Raw genomic sequence first — 16,100 nt, forward strand, 5'->3', positions numbered from 1 at the left:
CGGCGACAGAGACTTCAGACTAACAATGCAAACCTGCGTCGCTGCGCTCCGACTGCCCGGCCGGATGACCGTGGAATAGGTGGCCGGATGTTGGTGGACTGAGTGGCCGGATGGCGTGGAATGCGCAGTTTAGACTGGTTGGCCTCGATCGATCTTGCTGCTGAGGATGATCGAGGTGGTGGTCTTCTCCACTCCGTCCACGCTGCCAATCTGGTCCAGCAACTGGTCCAGCTGTTCCGGCGAGTCCGTGCGCAACCAGGCGACATAATCGAACTCTCCACTGACGGCGCACAGCTGCTGCACCTGGGCCATGGCGCTCAAGCGTCGCAGCACGTCCTTGCCGGAGCGCGGTTGGACCTTGATACCGACGTAAGCCTGCAAGCCGCCGTCAATCACTCGTTGCCCCAGGCGCACGCCATATCCGGTAATCACCTTGGTCTTTTCCAGGCGCGCCAGCCGCGAGGTCACGGTCGTGCGGGCGATACCCAGCTGCCGGGCGAGCATGGCGATGCTTTCCCGGGCGTTGATTTGCAGCGCCGCGATCAGTTGACGGTCGATTTCGTCGAGGACGGGAGGGCGGGTGTCAGTCAAAGTGGGGCTCCGGCACAGGCATTCGATGGCGAGCATGTTACAGGCTCTCACGTGCGAAATAGCCAATGGCAGGTAAAGCCAGTGTGCGCCAGGCGGGGGCCAGAGACGGCACCGAGAAATCGTGCCAGGGCTTCAGTGCGCCTCCGTGAACCGCCGCCGCGTCAGGAAAAGCACCACGCCCAGCGGCACGGCCAGCAGTGCTAGCAGCTCCAGGTCAAAGCCCAGCACCTGCTGCTCACCAACCTTGAAGATGCTGACCAAGCCCGTTGCCAGCAGCGCCAAACCCAGCCACTTGCGCAGCGGGTATGGTTTCAGAAACTGAACGAGGATCGCGCCCAGCACCAGAAGGACGACAGTTTGCATGATGTAGGGCATGTGCAGTTCCTCAGACCTTGATGACCAGCGTCACGACAGAGCGCTGTGGGCCAATCCCGCCATGGACCTCTCCCTCGATGCTGGCCAGCACGTCACCTGCATGCAGGGTCGGCAGGGCCCCTTTGAGGTACCAGTTGACACCTGCCGTCACGACTGTACCTGAAGCCCAGCCAATGAGCGGCCCGCCCAACGCACCTACTTTCCCGGCAACGCCACCTGAGGCCGCAGCAATTCCCTTGGCGACGTTGCCGCGCATAGTGGTGATAGCATCGGCTTGCTGCCGGATGAGGGGATTGGAAATGCAGACTGTCAGCAGGCATGGCAGGTTTCGAGCCTGCATTCGGTCGTACATATCGACGACCATGCTGTTGACTTGGTAATGGGCGCGTTTCGCTTCGCCAAAGTGCAGCTCGCGCAGGCGACCTCGGTCGCTTTCCATGAGGGTGATTTGAGACAGATTGAAGACGATCCCTTGCTCGGACCTGTACTGCGTGGTCTTCTCGAACTTCATGCGCGTATCCATTCATGCAAAAAGCCGATGATTTTCTACAAGCGGTGACTAAGATGCAAACGGTCTTTGATGTGAGGCCCCGGGGAATTTGACGTCTGCACGGGGCTCATCGCCAGTAAGCCAACTCCCCGGTAACAACACCTCGAGCGCGTCGGTTATGGAGACGTTAGGCCGAGGCGCCTTCGCACGAGGCACTGGCCGGGGAATGCTGTGACCGTGTAAAGCTCCGTCGACAACTTCTGCATTGCGCTGAGGGTTAAGGGCGTGCAATCAAACTGCAATCGCGGAATCCCGCCGCACCTCTCTCGCGAGCCTGAAGGCGGCGGATGATAGTCGGGATGCCCCTCGGTGCGCTCACCACGTGCAGAAGCCCAGAAGTATTTCGCGTGATGCTTGTAGACGTCGGTGACTTCCGATAGGTCTAAGCGACTGTATCTGTGGTGGTCCATCCAGAAACACGAAAGCCGCGCAATGCGCGGCTTTGGAGTTGGTGGGCCCACACGGACTTGAACCGTGGACCAAAGGATTATGAGTTGCTTGGACACACTGTAAGCCTAGTGAAGTCGTGGGTAGGTTTGCGTAGGTACAGTGAGCTGAAACTAGCATGTGTATTCGTGTTTCACGTAATTTTGCGAAATGCATAGAAGCTGGAGATTGTACCGCTGGTGTACTGAGTCAGTGCTAACTAATCAGAGCCCTGTACGTCTTGACTGGGGTTGGCGGGCTCCCAAAAAAGCCCATCTTACGAAGCCTCTGAGTGCGGAGGTCATTCCTGCCTCTCACTCGCTGGTCTTGCTGCATTTGGATCTAGAATGGATTCGATAGCCGAAGAACTGAAAAGCTGCTTGGCGAGGCATTGCTCAGGGAAGATAAATTGAAGTTTCTTCCGTAGCAACTTCAGATTCTTCGCTTCACATTCCCATATGATTTCAGTGCGCCATCCCTGAGCATGCAAGGCTTTTTCCACTTCCAGGTCTCGCGCCGCATTTTTGGTGAATTTTGCTAACCAAAACTCGACACGAGTTTTGGGCGTGTATGCGTATTGGCAACCTGCATGGCGATGCCAGAAGCAACCATGTACAAAAAGGCACAGGCGAAATTTTGGGAACACCAGATCAGGCGATCCAGGCAGATCTTTGCGATGTAATCGGAAGCGCAGGCCCATCGCATGGCAGGCTGAACGCACGATCATCTCCGGCTTCGTATCTTTGCCGCGGATACGCCTCATCATTTGGGAGCGTTGTTCCGGCGAGACGATATCGGCGCACATGTTCAACCTCGCTCGATGGGAAAGCTTGCCTTGAGCCATTTGGTCAGGTCGGTGGCATTCTGCACTCCGGCCTCTTTCAGCAACTCTACAATGTCCCTCCCTGAAAGAATCATCACTGGATGCCCATCCTCCACAATCTCTTTGTAGGCTTGTGTATTCACCCAGGATGTGGTGATTAGTACCCCGAACTGACGATGCCGCAATCGTGATATCAACCGGGAAACCTTACTCACGCCTATCGAGGTTTGCGGCTCGTAGCACTTCGCTTCAATCGCATAGTCCACTAGAACCGATGATTCTGGCCGCCCTATGCGTAACTTGCCGATGCCATCGCGTCCTCCATCCCGGTAGCGTCTGGTCAGATCTAGTTCGACCGTATCCGGCAGGCACTGCCTCACCAAGTGAGCTGCACACATCTCGAAGGCATATGGGTCTTCCTGGAAGTAGCCATGGAGCGTCTGAAGCATCCGAAGTTCTGAAGCGCCGGAGGGCAGTTGCTCTGCCTTCGTCCGAACTGGCTGAGTGCGCTTACTAATCAGAGGCTTGTATCGACCACTCTGAACCCACGTCTTCCACTCCTTTGGGGCATGCTTGCTGTCGATTCCACGGACTGAATGGTTGATAATATCGCTAAGCCACTTACGCGGGATTCTGGAGATATCCAAGATAGTGAAGGTCGCCCGATAGTTTTGAAAGCGCTGCCCCTCACTGGTGTGCCAGATGCTGATCAAATCATCATTGTGGGTGCTGCCGATGGTTCCTGGAACGACCAAGCCGCGAAAGATCTTGTCCCGATAAATTCCGGCTTTGGTGAAGACCAGAATTGGAGGGATACGCTCGCGTTGGCCGGAATGCAGGTTCTCGAAGATTAGCTCAAGCAGATTATTTCCATAGCGCTTGGTCTGATCCAGTTTGCGTCCAGGCTCCTTGTTGTCACCGTAATAAGTGAAAGTGCCGGTCGACAAATCCAGCTCATCAGGCCAGTCCAGATCCTCAAGGCTAGACACCAGGGTGATCAGTAACGGATCCTCTCGCTTTCCTCTGATACGGAAACCACCCTCATTGCTGACCTTCAGTAAATGTGTCAGCGGTTCGTCGCCTGCGTTTCCCTTCCGGCTCCCGGAATAGCAGGCGTCAATTATCAGGTCTGCGGACTCGAGTTCACTGAGAGAAAAACCTTGATTGCTGCTCATTTTTCGCACTGTCCTTGTTCATAACAACTTGAATGGTGCCGTCAACCTGGTAACCTGGTTGAAACGATAAAAGGAAATGTTTTCCAATGGATCAGATACGCGCATTTGACATGTTCTGCGGTGCTGGCGGCGCCAGTCTAGGGGCTCGTGAGGGTGGAGCTACCATCGTCGGAGGGGTCGATCTCTGGGGACCAGCAGTCGAATCCTTTCGCCTCAATTTTCCAGGTGCGCATGTGTTTGAGGAGGACCTTCGCAAGCTGACACCCAAGAAGGTACTTGAGAAAACTGGCCCGATCGATTTACTGATCTCATCGCCTGAATGCACTCATCACACCTGTGCCCGCGGTAGTAAACCGCGTTCGGACGAGAGTCGTGACACCGCTTTCCAGGTTATCCGTTACGCCAAGGTAATGAAACCACGGTGGATAACCCTGGAGAACGTAGTGCATATGAAGCCATGGTCGCGCTATGGTGAACTCAAAAAAGCACTCGAAAAGCTCAAATACAAGGTGCATGAACAGATAATTGACGCCTCTCATTATGGCGTAGCTCAGCGCCGCCGACGCTTATTCATGATTGCAGAGTTACGTGGCCAGCCTCAGCCTATTCTGCCTTTAAACCACTTTTTCAGAAATGTATGGGACATTATGGCCCCCGAAGGGACATACAACATGACACCGCTGAAAAGCCCTGGGCGTGCTAAAGACACCCTGGCGCGGGCAGATAGGGCTATAGCCGAGATAGGAGAGCAACAGCCTTTCCTTATCGTTTATTACGGTTCAGACGGCGGCGGTGGATGGCAACGCATGGATGAGCCGTTACGTACGGTTACTACAATTGATCGTTTCGCATATGTAAAACCGACGCCTGAAGGTTACATGATGCGTATGCTACAGCCGGATGAGCTTCGTAAAGCTATGGGTTTCCCTGATCATTACAAGTTTCCTAACGTGACAAGACGCGAAAAAGTTAAGTTGATGGGCAATGCCGTGTGCTCGCCGGTGATGGAGGCAATAGTAAGATCTTTAATGCAACAAAAGCTGGCGCTGAAAGCCGCTTAAAAAGGGCCCCTCAGCGAGAGGGGCTTTTTTATCTAAGCTCAACTATCCCGGGGCGGGTCGTCTGGCGAATTAGCCAGCTTGTTAAATCACCGAGCATTTGTTCCCGAAGACGACCTTTATAATGATCTGCAAACGTTGAGTTTGCTTTGTCTGTGTCGATGGAAAGTGTCAGCCTTGAGTTGAATACAAGAAAGTATTTTGGGCCATCTGGATTCATCATTTCAGGAAGGCACACCAAATATTCTCCGAGCAGCTTGTCGGTTCGCTCCCCTGTTTTTTTGTCTATCATTCTACAGTAATCAATATATTGCTCGGGCACCGAGATGCCGATTATATATTTATTCCACGTAGATTTTGTCTGTGCGTGGTCACATGGAGGGGTGATATCCAACGCAATGAAGGAGCAGGCCTCGCTAACCTCATTTTTTCTTGCCTTACTACAATCGCCTGCCCCGAACTGAAAGAAGTTTTTCCTTATGAAGCTATTTAGTTCTTTAGGGGAGTCTATGGCGCCAGGTAGTAATTCAAGATTATGGGAGAAGTCCAATAGGCTGCCAGGCGGCAAGGCTGGAGGTGGTGGCGAAAGCTCCTGGTGTATAATTCTGTTGGTTTTAGCTTTCCAGTCTTCAAGTCTCAATATCTTCTGGTCGTCAATTTCCTCAAAGTTTTCGAGTCCATTTGCAGTTGATTTAATTTTATCTCTCAAAATTGATGAAAGAACCTCTTTTAGACCTTTTGAGAGACTTTGAGGATCGACGTTTTTTCCTATTTCAGCAAGAGCCATTTCGCGAAGCACACTTCCTAGGTCTGCGTCAAAGTATTCCCCAGGCTGGATGAAGCTTGTTATTTCTGATACTGTCTCAGAAATTGCTCGGAAAACTTCTGACTCCCAATCTATCAGCGCGCTTGTGGCCGGATATCTTTCCACTTTTTGGCTTATATGCTGTGAAAGTTCTTGTAGCTGTTCCGAACTAATATCAGAAATACGTTGTACGTCCCCATGCATCCCTGATCTGCTGTATCTTGGTTTTGTGTCTAACACAACAAATGCGAAGGGGCGTAAGCCTGGAGCTAGAGAATCACGTAAATGATCAAAAACCTCTTGTGCTTTTTGGGTGCCCAACTGGTTTTCAGCGCCCGCCCAAGTCGACCAAGTCACAAGAAGCCATGGGCCATTCAGCTCGGACACGATGGACTCAATAGTGAGGGCCGCAGCCTCATAGTCCGTCTTACTTGGTTCGCCCTGAGAGGTGAGTGCCAAATCTTGAAAGATCAACCGCACTCCAGTTAGCTTTGGCCTATCTTGCTGCCGACGCTCTAGGAGACGCTGTTCATCATATTGAAAAAAATAACAAGGCGTTAAGTTTTCAATTAACCTGGAACAAATAAGCATCCCATCGTCGTATTTGTCATCGATAACTAAAGAGTGACCGGAGCTGTGCATACTATCCTTCCTTGTTAAATACCAAGCCAACGCAGGCTCCGGTTATAGTTTTAGGTCTTTCAATTGCGTCCGAATCAGGGAACGAGAGCCGTCCGGCGTGGGACTTCATTACCATGTCAGCATAATAGAGTCCAATGCCCATGCCAGCAGGTTTCCTTGTGTGGAATGGCTGAATCAGCTCTATCGGCTCATCAATAAAGCCAGGCCCATTGTCGGCAATGATAATTGATGGGGACTCAAGCTCAAGAGAAGGCGAAATCCATATGTATTTATCGGTCTGCACTTCATCGAGCCAATATATAGCGTTATCTATAATGTTTACGAGTGCAGACGTTAACATCCTTCTCATGCCTTTTATTTTAAAGTCAAGATGGGGCGAATTTTTAAAACCATCCAAAAAATGTATTTTGTGCCTATTAAATCGTCGCTGCTGAGTCAGGAGAGCATACTGGACCAGAGTAGAGGCATTTATTTCCTCCATTCTCTTGTTGCTAACCATGTACATTGCACCTTGCAGAATCGAAACAAGCTCATTAGACATTTGTTTAAGCTGTTCCAGAGGGGCACCTTCAGAAATGGATGAGTTAAGTCCTTTTACGCCGCGCTCTAACTCATGGAACACAGTTACCAAACCAAGACCCGCCCCTGCGGCAGAAAGCATAATATCCCTGGTTTCTCTGTAACTTTTTCCCACACCTCTGACCAAGTGTCCTATTTGTTGATCCAGATCTTTGTTTTTAAGTACGGATTGCTCCAGTTCGTTTAGCACATCTTCTATGCTTTCTTTCTTTTTTCCGTGCGGTGTACCTGGAGAGGTGTTGAGAGCGTCCTTGAGTTTGCGTTTGTCTTTATTTCTCTCAGCTTCAAATTGAGAAATGATGCAAAGCATCGCATACACGAGTTCATTGTATGCATCATTTTCAACAAAGCCTTCTCGATTTGTCTTCTCTTGTAGGTCTGGACTGCCGTCAAGCTCCAGGTGCAGCTCTCCAATAATTTGTTTGCTACCGAACTTCTTGGTAGGGCTTTGAATTCTACGATGGTCCAGACCTAGCCAATCGTCACCTGGTTCACCATAGTTATACACGCGCAGTCCATCTCGATAAACTTTTATGCCTCCTTGCTGCTTGACATACTCCTCCAGGCCTCCCGCCTCATCTTTGATGTAGCGCAGAATTTCTTTGTCAAAATCAAAGCCTATTATCCTACCTTTTATTGTGCCGATACCCAGGCCAGGGTTTTCTGGCGGAATAGTCCTATATAAGTTCGGCTTGTGCGGCCTTTTTTTTCTTTCGCGCCAATTCTCGCCATCCTCAGGTAACCTGAATCTGAAAAACTCAAAAGACTCAAGATTTATTGGGATGGTTCTACTTTCAACTACCCCCTTGTAATCAGCTTCTATTGACGCATAAGGAGTATATTTATATGTATAGTGAAGGCCGTCGTTTGAGAGTTCGAAGTCAAAACTAAAAAGACTTTGGCTTTCAGCGAGAACAGGATCAAATAAATCGTCTAGCCAATTTTTATCAGGGGTAACTGTGAAGTTAACTTCAAAGGCGTCTTCCTTTTTACCTTTTTTAGGTTTGATTTCAAGAGGTGCTGGTGTCATAGCCTTTACCGATCTATACAACCTCCTTATATCCCCACGTTTCCAGCTTTGCTTGAGATTTGATATTTTAATATAAGTGCCGGTTTTATTGCCTAAAAAGGTTTCCGGAGATCTCTCAAAAATCGAAACCTTGGCTTGGTCAAGATATTCAGCTTTTGAGAACTTCTCCCAGTCGATGTCAACTACTACTTCGGGCTGATTTTCGGCTCTTGTTACCATGAAAATTTTAGTGCCGAGCCTGTGTACAGCAAAACGTCCTACTCCCTTCTCCCCAACTTGCAATCTTCCTTTATCTGTTCGAATACCCTTGGTTCTTTTTTCTAACTTGTGCCCGTGAGCTGGCTCCATCCAAACATCTGTTACAGTTTCAAAACTCATTCCATAGCCATCATCTTCGACTATGATCTCGCCATCTTTCTTGTCGACATTGACTAGCTTTAGATCTATTTTCGATGCGTCTGCGTCATACGAATTTTTAACAAGTTCAAAGAGCGCCAATGTATGATTTTTTATAAGCTGCTCGCCGAGCAGCTCCATTATTCTTGCCTTAGGTCGAAATGAAGCGGTCGCTTTTTTCATTTGTTCACGTGTCATCCGTTTGCTGCTTATATTAAAGTGAGTTCACTTTCAGCATCGTATGTATATTTGAGTCGCCACTCTGTACTGCCTATTTGGCCATGGCTGAAGTGTCCAGATTTTAAATTTTTAAATTCATTAATCCAGGAAACTCGGCGGCGGCCAAAAATCCAGTCGATCACGCTTCTCATTCCATATAAAGACTTCATAGGTCGAGAGCAACCGACAGGCGTATTTAGAGTGACGCCATGTAGGCGGCGGTTGATGTGTTCGTTTAGTTGCAAATGAGCGGAAAAGCAAACGATTAATTTGCCAATATGAGTCTCGACCCGCAGCGACTTGAGCAGCGCAATCAGAATTGCGGCTGGGATAAACCAGATCAGCATGCCCCAGACCAGGGCGATGATAGGGGTGAGGTCCATTTCTCAGCCTTTCGGAGAGCCTACGTTAGCCGAATGATACCGAAATTTAGCGTAATGGCACGATAGCATTGCATCGCTAGCTATCAAGGTAGGTCGTTCCAATCTGATCGTGTGTGCTACTGCGACCGCCAAGCCTGCTGACAACGGCTTATGGCTGCTAGTTTAGAGAGCCCCGAACTTAAGTCTTGGGAACGATGCTCCACCGTTCCAAGCTTGCTCGAATCGCATCACTCACGACATCCGTATGCCTTTCTATCAGACGGCTAAGCGCTTCGATCCGCTCGACGGTGATCGGTTCATACTGACCTGCATTCAAGCGCCGAGCAATCTGGTTGAGATTTCGCCCCACGGCGAGTAATTGATAATTAGATTCACCCAGGTCATCGATTTCGGACATGCTGAATTGGGGCTCATGGGTCAGCCCTGTGCGGATAGCATCTACAATCCAGCGGCGCATTGAACAACGCTCAATATTCGAGCGTTCTCGGATTGCGCGTTTCTCGGAGTCGGTCAGCAGGATTTCAAAACGCACCTTGGGCTCGGAGACGGATGCCTTCTGTGTCTGGTGATAGGTTTTCGGTGGTGGATTTACTGTGGTCTTCGCCAGCTGTTGCTCGATTGCTTCTTTGATGGCGGTTCCCGGCTTCTTCCCTAGGGCCTTGCAGTAATCGGTCCATGGCTCTTTGAGCGCACCCAAGTACACGTCCAGGTACTGAGCGGACTTCGACGTCTTCCCTTTCTCCATATCCAACTAGCCCCTTCAATCACGAAGGCCCCGGCGAGGGCAATACCAAAACTACCGGGGTAGTTTACCGGCGGGTTGCCTATCCTGCACTAGTCCTCATACCTTTGCATTTCTTCGTCATGACGAAGTTTTCGACAGAGGGAGGTGCTCAGTAAAACTGCGAGCAAATTGCTGGCTAAACGTTTTTGCGTGATCGACATCTTCTAGCCAAAATGGGAAAATGTCGCACGCCAGAATGAATAGTTTTGGTCTTCTAACGAACGTTGTTCTACCCCAAGAACGCCTCGCGCGTACCGGGTGCCGGCCTGAGAAGAAGGGCCTGACCGCCAAGAACAGAATGGCCGCCTAGTCGCCCCAAGAACGCTCAGCGTGCCGGGCGCGGTTCCTAAACAGACCGACAGATCGGAACAGTACGATCCTGCGTTCGCCCCCTACCTTTGGAGTGGCGAATATGAAAAATCCCTTACCCTCTTGGTTCTTGGCTGTAGGCATTGCAATGCCTTCAGTAGCCTTCGCGCAAATACCTGTAACAGTAACCACCCAGGCAAGTGACTCGCCGATGACCATGGCCGAGTTCTCGGCCAACACTGCGCGCTGGGCGCAGCAAGTCGAGCAGATGACGTCGCAGATTGACCAGATGAAGCAGCAGTACCAGTCGATCACCGGATCGCGTGGAATGGGCAGCATCATGGACAACCCAACTCTACGTGATTACCTGCCGCGAGACTGGCAACAGGTCTACGACTCCGTGAGGGACGGTGGTTATGCCGGTCTGACTGGTCGCGGTAAACAGGTCTATGCCGCCAACAAGACATTTGATAGCTGCAGCTTCATCAACTCCCGCGACGTGCAACGGGCGTGTGAAGCGCGGGCGGTCAAACCGTCGCAAGACAAAGCGGTTGCCCTTGATGCCTACGACGCGGCTAAAAGCCGGCTTTCGCAAATCGATGGGCTGATGTCGCGTATCAATGCGACGCAAGATCCGAAGGCCATCGCGGAGTTACAAGGCCGGATTGCGATTGAACAAGCGAAAATCCAGAACGAGCAAACCAAGCTTCAGATGTTTCAGATGGTGGCGCAGGCTGATGACCGTTTGCAGCAACAACGGCAGCGGGAGCTCAACGCCCAGGCCAATGCCCGACGTGGTTGGATACAGCCGAATGCATCGAACAACCTGAACTGAGGGGGACGCGTCATGATTTCATTCATTCAGCTTCCCATTCTGGCAGTCTGTTTTTTCCTCTTGCTAGCCATGCGCCGTTTCTGGATCTGCATCGACAAGATGGGCTTCCTTCGGGAGGTGGGCCGTCGCGCACCTGCGTTGGTTCACACTGACATCCTCGTTGCATCGCTCGCATTTTTGCCCTTCGTAATCGCAGCGGTCGATTGGTTCGGGATTCCATTGCCGTACCAGGAAGGACCGGTTTCACCGGTGCTTGCCGCCTTTCTTTCAGTTGGGTGTTTAGGTGGTGCAGCGCTGGCGTTACGCGATTCTGGAAGTCGCTTCGCTGGGCATTGGGCTGGCACTCGGGAAAGCGCCCTGCGAACTGTCGCGACGCTCCGCATCATCGATGCTGCTGAGCTTGCTTACGCTTTGAATTTCGCGCAGCAACATGAGGCTCGTCATGGGTCGAGTCGAGGTGTTGTGATCGATGTAGAAAAGCAGGAGGTGCGGAAATGAGAGGTTTTTTCCTAACTCTGCTGATCGCCCTAGGACTGGCTGGATGTGGCGAAAACACCCCCGTGCAAACTGTCGACTGGTACAAACAGCACGACTCGGAAAGAAAGGCGATGGTTGCCAAATGTAAAGCCAGTCCTGGCGAATTGGCCGCTTCGCCGAACTGCGTTAATGCGCAGCAGGCCGACAACGAAAAAGCCAATGCCCGACGCGGATGGCTCACCCCAGGTGCAGTCGATCTCGACAAGAAGGGAGAGTGAACATGGAAGGGCCAATGATTTTTCAGTTCATCGGGGCTTTTCTCGATACTGCATTGAATGCATTCGTGAGCCAAACCGCCGGCAACGTCATTACGATGTTTACGATGTTTACGCTGTTCGCGCTTGGGGGCACCACGCTTTACCTGACTGTCATGGGTTACATGATCGGCTGGGGGTATATCGAAGCGCCGATGTCCACCTTTCTGAAAACCTGCGCCAAGCTCATTTTGATCGCAGCATTTGCGCTGAATGCTGACATGTATATGGAATGGATTGTCGGGGGCATTCGGTCCTTGGAGGTGGGCTTCACTTCGGCCTTTGCCGGCACGGGTTCCTCTGGCGGGGAGGCCACATCCGTGTATCAAGTAGTAGATCACGCCTTAGGTCGAGGATGGGGAATCGCTGGTGACCTTTGGGAGCGGGCGGCCAATCGTGATTGGTCGGAAATCGGCATGGCATTTGGTGAGTATTTCAATGCCGGCATCATTGCGGTAGCAACCGGCTTGCTGGGTATTCCGGCTGGCGGAATGATCGTTGTTGCTAAGGCGGGGTTAACGATCATGCTCGGTATAGGCCCTTTCTTTCTCATCGCTTTGATGTGGCCTGCCACTGCTCGTTTCTTCGATAGCTGGTTTGGCCAGGTTATGACCTATGTATTGCGTATCGCCCTCATGGCGGCTGTTGTAGGGCTGGCATTCAAAGGGTTCGATGCGCTGATAAACAGCGTTGACCTGGATAGCGAGCAAAATCCACTGTTCACGTCTCTGGTTCTGATCACCTTCACCATTGTCATGTTCTGGCTGCTGGGTGAGGCGAACTCAGTTGCAGGGCAGCTTGCCGGTGGGATCAGTAGTGCGGCAGTCACGCTGCGCGCGATGGCTCAGGGCGCTGCCTCGCCTATTCGAACTGCTGCTCGGTTGATGAATGCTCCGAGTACGCGGCGTGATATGGAGTCCGGCATGATGGTGACAGCTGGACGTACAAATCATTTGGTGGCGGGTAATACCCTCTGGAATCCAGCTTACCGGCAACACGTAATGCAAAACTTAGGCAAGAATTGGGGACATGCGAAAGGTGGAAGGATTGGACAAGGCTAATCGTCCTCCATCGACTTCCTCTGGCTGCATGTGTGTTTGCCCTGCGCGCCCTGGCGGGCTTACCCAAAGGGGCTCTGCCCCTCTGGACTTCCTGCCCCTCGCCGGGTGGCAGGGCTGCGGGGATAACGCCTCCCGCAACCCAGCCAATAGGGTCATCGTGAAAAGCGCGTCAAGGGTTCGCTGCGCCGGCATCCTCACCCGGTCCCGCTTCGCGGGCTGCGGCTTGTGGTGCCGCCCTTGACCCACTGAGTCCGCGCTGAATTTGTCTTGTTATTAATCTGTCGGTGTTTCGGAGTGATCAAATGAAGCTACGCAATACCATTACCGACGAAGAGCGGAAGCGAAGGCAGGAAGCGGTCGATTATGCTCGAGCATCGACCGAGCTTTCGGGTTACAGCCTAAGCACCGAAGATGAAGCTCGCGCTCAGGCTTTTGTAGACGGCGATCTGGATTTGAGTGATTTTGTACGCTCTACAGCGCCGTCTGAGCTGGAAGATGTGTCAAGGGCATCACCGGAGGCCGCAGCGGAGCGGAGCCCTTCAGGGCGAGCACCGAACGGGCGAGGATGATGGGCGCAGCCTTTATCCTTGATACAGCTGCAAGCGTCCAAGCCTAGCGCCAGGGGTAGGAACCAGGCGAAGCCGCAGGACCTGCCCCTGCCGCCAGTCCGGCAAGGATAGGACGCGGGGTGCAACCGAAGGGGTTGCCCAAGCGGAGCGCGGAGAGGCCTAGAGTTCTTAAAAAACGTCATCATGGCGTTCGCTGTGGTCGTAACTGGGCGAGGAATCTGTTCCCCACTCCTCGGTCCACTTTCACGTCGCTTGCAGGCGGCTTGTTTGGTGAGGGAAGGCTCGCCTGAGGTCTTCTGTTTTTTGCTATCTCCAAACCAAGGTTCGGTTTGAATTGCCCGGCCCGATATTTCATCGCTACCCCAGAGAGCCAGTATTCAGGTCCCTTTTTGATGAAACCTGCGGCCATAGCCCCGGCCAGTTCATCCAGAAGCGTCTGGGCGGCATCGGTGGGGATTCCTTGCAGGATCCTGCCAACTGAATCCTTGGAGTGCTTCGTCAACCCTTGTGGATAAACCAGATGCCTGGGTGACGTGTCCGAAGGTAGTAGTGGCTTTGATTTGGTTTTATTTGGTAGTTCAAGGCGTGACATCTGCGTGGCGTCGGGCGGTGACACCCGGCTGACATCCCCCCCTGTCAGTTGAATGTCATGGGGGGGTGACATAGCTGTGACATCCTGCTCAACGTTAATAGTGTAGAAGTTACTGGTTTGTGAGCCGTCAGTTCTAAACCGTGGAGTAGAGGAGACAAGTCCGGCTTCACAGAGCTTCTTCAAGATCCTTTGTACTGTTCGGGCCGAAACGCCGCATTTAGCAGCTAACAGTTTTACGCTGGCAAAACAGGGCTCCTGTTCGTTTTCGCACTTAGCGATATAAACGAGAATGAGCTTGTCTTGCGCAGGTAGCTGCTGGTTATAAACCCAGTCTATAGTCCTGTAGCTCATGTTCAGGCCTGAAGAGCTGGGGTATCAAGAGACAGTGCCTGGTTGACTTGCAGAGTGCGGAAGTAGACTCGACGCCCAACGCGAACAACCGCAGGCTTCAGCTTTCTGGAGAGTTCTGAGTCGCTGTACATCGCTACTCTGAATCCGTCTGCAGAACGGTCCAACAAGTTTGCGACTTGAGCCATGCTCATCAACGGACCAAACCGGTCCAAAAGGTATTGTTCGGAAGTCATATATTTCTCCGTAGTTACGTTGGCTTACGTATCATTTGTAATGTTCGGAGAAAGCTATCAATTAAGTTTGGTGACAGTAAATATAGGGGTTTGCTGGGAAGTTGTCGCCAACGGGAGTGTGGCTGTGTTGAAAAACAAATTGGTAACAACTAAAAAACACAGGAAAACTAAAGAAAACACAATATAACAGAAGGAAAACAATAGAAGGCAGCAGCCGGATAGCTGCTACATTCTCTTTTAAGGTCGGGAACTCAGCCAAACTGATCGAGCTTACGCACCAGATCCTCGGCACGTAAATGCGTATAGCGCTTGAGCATCTGCATCGATTTATGACCGCTGATCGCGGAAACCTCCTGATCAGAAAGTCCTCCCTCGACAAGCCTGCTGACAGCCTCGTGTCGAAGATCATGGAAGCGGAAATCGGGTACGTTAGCCTTTTTCTTGATCGTGCCCCAGATTTTCGTGAACGCATAAGGGCGACGCTTTTGGTCCTTTCCTGGTTCGCCGAAGAAGACCAAATCACAATCGATAGGACGTACCGGATTCGCCAGGGCGGTACGAAATACTTCGGTAGCTAATTTGCTCAGAGGGACGGTACGAGCGCTATCGTTTTTCGTGTCTGAGAGCCGCACTATCCGTTTTTGGATATCAATCTGTGAGCGACGTAGGCTCGCGATCTCAGAAGCGCGCATGCCCGTTGCCAAGGCAATCTGGACAATCCACCCCAGCATGGGGTTGCTGTGCTTGTTCACTGCTGCCAATAGGCGTTTTTCCTCATCAGCCATGAGGCGTCTATTTCGACCTTCGCCTGGGCTCGGCTTACGAATATTGAGCACTGGGTTAAAGGTTAATCCGAGCCCCCACTCTTGAATCGCAACCGTGAACAGATGGCTAAGCAAAGCCAGCTCCAGCCGCACCGTATTGTTACTCGTGGGATTGCCGCGGTTGGTGAGTGAGCCCAGTCGGGTGTCGCGATAATTGGCGATCACTTCGGACGATAACGCTGCGAGGGAATACTTGCCCAGATGCTGTATCAACTGCTGCGCCTTGGTGGCCTCTGCTCGCTGTGTAGTCGGCTTCTTGGTAGGGCTCACTTCACGGAGATAGCGCTGGAGCGCCTTTTCGAGCGTAAGTCGCTCGGATCCGCTGCGCTGGATGTACACGCCGCGCACCATTTCGTCTTCGGTGCGTCGTGACCAGTCCTCGGCGTCGCGCTTAGTGCGGAAGGTTTTGGCGTTGGTCGGCCATCCGGTTTTGCGGATGACGGCCTTCCAGGTGCCGGCAGGGGTTTTGACGATTGTGGCCATCTGAAGGACTCCAAAGGCGTGCAAGCGAAGCCGCACTGTACCTAATTTGTACCTTTAGACCATAGGACTGTATCCGCGATGGTTCCGCCAGAAACGCGAAAGCCGCGCAATGCGCGGCTTTGGAGTTGGTGGGCCCACACGGACTCGAACCGTGGACCAAAGGATTATGAGTCCTCTGCTCTAACCAACTGAGCTATAGGCCCTCAGTAGGTCGCG

At 51.9% G+C, this 16,100-nt stretch carries 17 protein-coding genes and 1 tRNA gene; 6 read left to right on the forward strand and 12 right to left on the reverse strand.

Annotated features, from left to right (window positions below; all coding sequences use genetic code 11):
* Nucleotides 1-129 precede the first annotated feature (129 nt).
* The 5 genes from AACY31_RS22855 to AACY31_RS22875 all read right to left on the reverse strand — a co-directional run bounded on the left by AACY31_RS22855 (nucleotide 130) and on the right by AACY31_RS22875 (nucleotide 3,940).
* Nucleotides 130-591 carry an Lrp/AsnC family transcriptional regulator gene (locus tag AACY31_RS22855; RefSeq protein WP_339477202.1) on the reverse strand — a complete coding sequence of 154 codons (462 nt, stop codon included), beginning with the start codon at nucleotides 589-591 and terminating at the stop codon, nucleotides 130-132.
* A 132-nt stretch (nucleotides 592-723) separates the two neighbouring features.
* Nucleotides 724-966: a hypothetical protein gene (locus AACY31_RS22860; protein ID WP_339477200.1), complete on the reverse strand. Its 243-nt coding sequence runs from the start codon at nucleotides 964-966 to the stop codon at nucleotides 724-726.
* Between the two features lie 10 nt (nucleotides 967-976).
* Nucleotides 977-1,477, reverse strand: coding sequence for a hypothetical protein (locus AACY31_RS22865; protein ID WP_339477199.1), 501 nt, complete (start codon nucleotides 1,475-1,477; stop codon nucleotides 977-979).
* Nucleotides 1,478-2,243: 766 nt separating this feature from the next.
* On the reverse strand, nucleotides 2,244-2,747 hold the full coding sequence (locus AACY31_RS22870; RefSeq protein WP_280944498.1) for a very short patch repair endonuclease: 504 nt from the start codon (nucleotides 2,745-2,747) through the stop codon (nucleotides 2,244-2,246).
* Nucleotides 2,748-2,749: 2 nt separating this feature from the next.
* The gene (locus tag AACY31_RS22875) at nucleotides 2,750-3,940 is read right to left on the reverse strand and encodes a restriction endonuclease (protein ID WP_280944497.1); all 1,191 of its coding nucleotides are present in this window, start codon (nucleotides 3,938-3,940) and stop codon (nucleotides 2,750-2,752) included.
* An 86-nt stretch (nucleotides 3,941-4,026) separates the two neighbouring features.
* Between AACY31_RS22875 and AACY31_RS22880 the strand changes: the two genes are divergently transcribed.
* Complete coding sequence (locus tag AACY31_RS22880) at nucleotides 4,027-5,001, forward strand: DNA cytosine methyltransferase (protein ID WP_280944496.1); 975 nt, start codon at nucleotides 4,027-4,029, stop codon at nucleotides 4,999-5,001.
* Between the two features lie 28 nt (nucleotides 5,002-5,029).
* Here the strand turns inward: AACY31_RS22880 and AACY31_RS22885 are convergent, their stop codons facing one another.
* From AACY31_RS22885 to mobC, 4 genes are all read right to left on the reverse strand, one after another.
* Nucleotides 5,030-6,445 carry a hypothetical protein gene (locus AACY31_RS22885; RefSeq protein WP_339505115.1) on the reverse strand — a complete coding sequence of 472 codons (1,416 nt, stop codon included), beginning with the start codon at nucleotides 6,443-6,445 and terminating at the stop codon, nucleotides 5,030-5,032.
* Nucleotide 6,446: 1 nt separating this feature from the next.
* Complete coding sequence (locus tag AACY31_RS22890; protein ID WP_280944494.1) at nucleotides 6,447-8,648, reverse strand: sensor histidine kinase; 2,202 nt, start codon at nucleotides 8,646-8,648, stop codon at nucleotides 6,447-6,449.
* Between the two features lie 11 nt (nucleotides 8,649-8,659).
* On the reverse strand, nucleotides 8,660-9,052 hold the full coding sequence (locus tag AACY31_RS22895) for a hypothetical protein (protein WP_280944493.1): 393 nt from the start codon (nucleotides 9,050-9,052) through the stop codon (nucleotides 8,660-8,662).
* 178 nt (nucleotides 9,053-9,230) lie between these two features.
* Nucleotides 9,231-9,755 carry a plasmid mobilization relaxosome protein MobC gene (gene mobC, locus AACY31_RS22900; protein WP_280944975.1) on the reverse strand — a complete coding sequence of 175 codons (525 nt, stop codon included), beginning with the start codon at nucleotides 9,753-9,755 and terminating at the stop codon, nucleotides 9,231-9,233.
* A 493-nt stretch (nucleotides 9,756-10,248) separates the two neighbouring features.
* Between mobC and virB5 the strand changes: the two genes are divergently transcribed.
* The 5 genes from virB5 to AACY31_RS22925 all read left to right on the forward strand — a co-directional run bounded on the left by virB5 (nucleotide 10,249) and on the right by AACY31_RS22925 (nucleotide 13,401).
* Nucleotides 10,249-10,980, forward strand: a complete 732-nt coding sequence (virB5, locus tag AACY31_RS22905; RefSeq protein ID WP_339505116.1) for a P-type DNA transfer protein VirB5 — start codon at nucleotides 10,249-10,251, stop codon at nucleotides 10,978-10,980.
* A gap of 12 nt (nucleotides 10,981-10,992) precedes the next feature.
* Nucleotides 10,993-11,478, forward strand: a complete 486-nt coding sequence (locus AACY31_RS22910) for a hypothetical protein (protein WP_263218004.1) — start codon at nucleotides 10,993-10,995, stop codon at nucleotides 11,476-11,478.
* Nucleotides 11,475-11,735, forward strand: coding sequence for an EexN family lipoprotein (locus tag AACY31_RS22915; RefSeq protein ID WP_339505120.1), 261 nt, complete (start codon nucleotides 11,475-11,477; stop codon nucleotides 11,733-11,735). The genes AACY31_RS22910 and AACY31_RS22915 overlap by 4 nt, the downstream gene beginning before the upstream one ends.
* 2 nt (nucleotides 11,736-11,737) lie before the next feature.
* A complete protein-coding gene (locus AACY31_RS22920; RefSeq protein WP_339505122.1) occupies nucleotides 11,738-12,832 on the forward strand; it encodes a type IV secretion system protein in 1,095 nt (364 codons plus the stop codon).
* A gap of 302 nt (nucleotides 12,833-13,134) precedes the next feature.
* Nucleotides 13,135-13,401 carry an antitoxin VbhA family protein gene (locus AACY31_RS22925; RefSeq protein ID WP_152632659.1) on the forward strand — a complete coding sequence of 89 codons (267 nt, stop codon included), beginning with the start codon at nucleotides 13,135-13,137 and terminating at the stop codon, nucleotides 13,399-13,401.
* A 181-nt stretch (nucleotides 13,402-13,582) separates the two neighbouring features.
* Here the strand turns inward: AACY31_RS22925 and AACY31_RS22930 are convergent, their stop codons facing one another.
* The 3 genes from AACY31_RS22930 to AACY31_RS22945 all read right to left on the reverse strand — a co-directional run bounded on the left by AACY31_RS22930 (nucleotide 13,583) and on the right by AACY31_RS22945 (nucleotide 16,087).
* On the reverse strand, nucleotides 13,583-14,344 hold the full coding sequence (locus AACY31_RS22930) for a helix-turn-helix domain-containing protein (protein WP_339505124.1): 762 nt from the start codon (nucleotides 14,342-14,344) through the stop codon (nucleotides 13,583-13,585).
* A gap of 484 nt (nucleotides 14,345-14,828) precedes the next feature.
* Nucleotides 14,829-15,884 (reverse strand): tyrosine-type recombinase/integrase, encoded by a 1,056-nt coding sequence (locus AACY31_RS22940; RefSeq protein ID WP_003177678.1) that lies wholly within the window; start codon nucleotides 15,882-15,884, stop codon nucleotides 14,829-14,831.
* Between the two features lie 126 nt (nucleotides 15,885-16,010).
* Nucleotides 16,011-16,087 (reverse strand) — tRNA-Ile (locus AACY31_RS22945).
* Nucleotides 16,088-16,100: the final 13 nt, after the last annotated feature.

It is taken from the genome of Pseudomonas sp. RL_105y_Pfl2_101, assembly GCF_963970585.1.
In the GTDB taxonomy this organism is placed as follows: Bacteria; Pseudomonadota; Gammaproteobacteria; order Pseudomonadales; family Pseudomonadaceae; genus Aquipseudomonas.

Excerpts from the sequence above, each read along its gene's own strand:
- AACY31_RS22895 (WP_280944493.1), bottom strand. The coding sequence starts at position 9,052 with ATGGACCTCACCCCTATCATCGCCCTGGTCTGGGGCATGCTGATCTGG.
- AACY31_RS22940 (WP_003177678.1), bottom strand. The coding sequence starts at position 15,884 with ATGGCCACAATCGTCAAAACCCCTGCCGGCACCTGGAAGGCCGTCATC.
- virB5 (WP_339505116.1), top strand. The coding sequence starts at position 10,249 with ATGAAAAATCCCTTACCCTCTTGGTTCTTGGCTGTAGGCATTGCAATG.
- AACY31_RS22930 (WP_339505124.1), bottom strand. The coding sequence starts at position 14,344 with ATGAGCTACAGGACTATAGACTGGGTTTATAACCAGCAGCTACCTGCG.
- AACY31_RS22880 (WP_280944496.1), top strand. The coding sequence starts at position 4,027 with ATGGATCAGATACGCGCATTTGACATGTTCTGCGGTGCTGGCGGCGCC.
- AACY31_RS22920 (WP_339505122.1), top strand. The coding sequence starts at position 11,738 with ATGGAAGGGCCAATGATTTTTCAGTTCATCGGGGCTTTTCTCGATACT.
- AACY31_RS22890 (WP_280944494.1), bottom strand. The coding sequence starts at position 8,648 with ATGACACGTGAACAAATGAAAAAAGCGACCGCTTCATTTCGACCTAAG.
- AACY31_RS22875 (WP_280944497.1), bottom strand. The coding sequence starts at position 3,940 with ATGAGCAGCAATCAAGGTTTTTCTCTCAGTGAACTCGAGTCCGCAGAC.
- AACY31_RS22865 (WP_339477199.1), bottom strand. The coding sequence starts at position 1,477 with ATGAAGTTCGAGAAGACCACGCAGTACAGGTCCGAGCAAGGGATCGTC.
- AACY31_RS22925 (WP_152632659.1), top strand. The coding sequence starts at position 13,135 with ATGAAGCTACGCAATACCATTACCGACGAAGAGCGGAAGCGAAGGCAG.
- AACY31_RS22910 (WP_263218004.1), top strand. The coding sequence starts at position 10,993 with ATGATTTCATTCATTCAGCTTCCCATTCTGGCAGTCTGTTTTTTCCTC.
- AACY31_RS22915 (WP_339505120.1), top strand. The coding sequence starts at position 11,475 with ATGAGAGGTTTTTTCCTAACTCTGCTGATCGCCCTAGGACTGGCTGGA.
- AACY31_RS22885 (WP_339505115.1), bottom strand. The coding sequence starts at position 6,445 with ATGCACAGCTCCGGTCACTCTTTAGTTATCGATGACAAATACGACGAT.
- AACY31_RS22860 (WP_339477200.1), bottom strand. The coding sequence starts at position 966 with ATGCCCTACATCATGCAAACTGTCGTCCTTCTGGTGCTGGGCGCGATC.
- AACY31_RS22870 (WP_280944498.1), bottom strand. The coding sequence starts at position 2,747 with ATGTGCGCCGATATCGTCTCGCCGGAACAACGCTCCCAAATGATGAGG.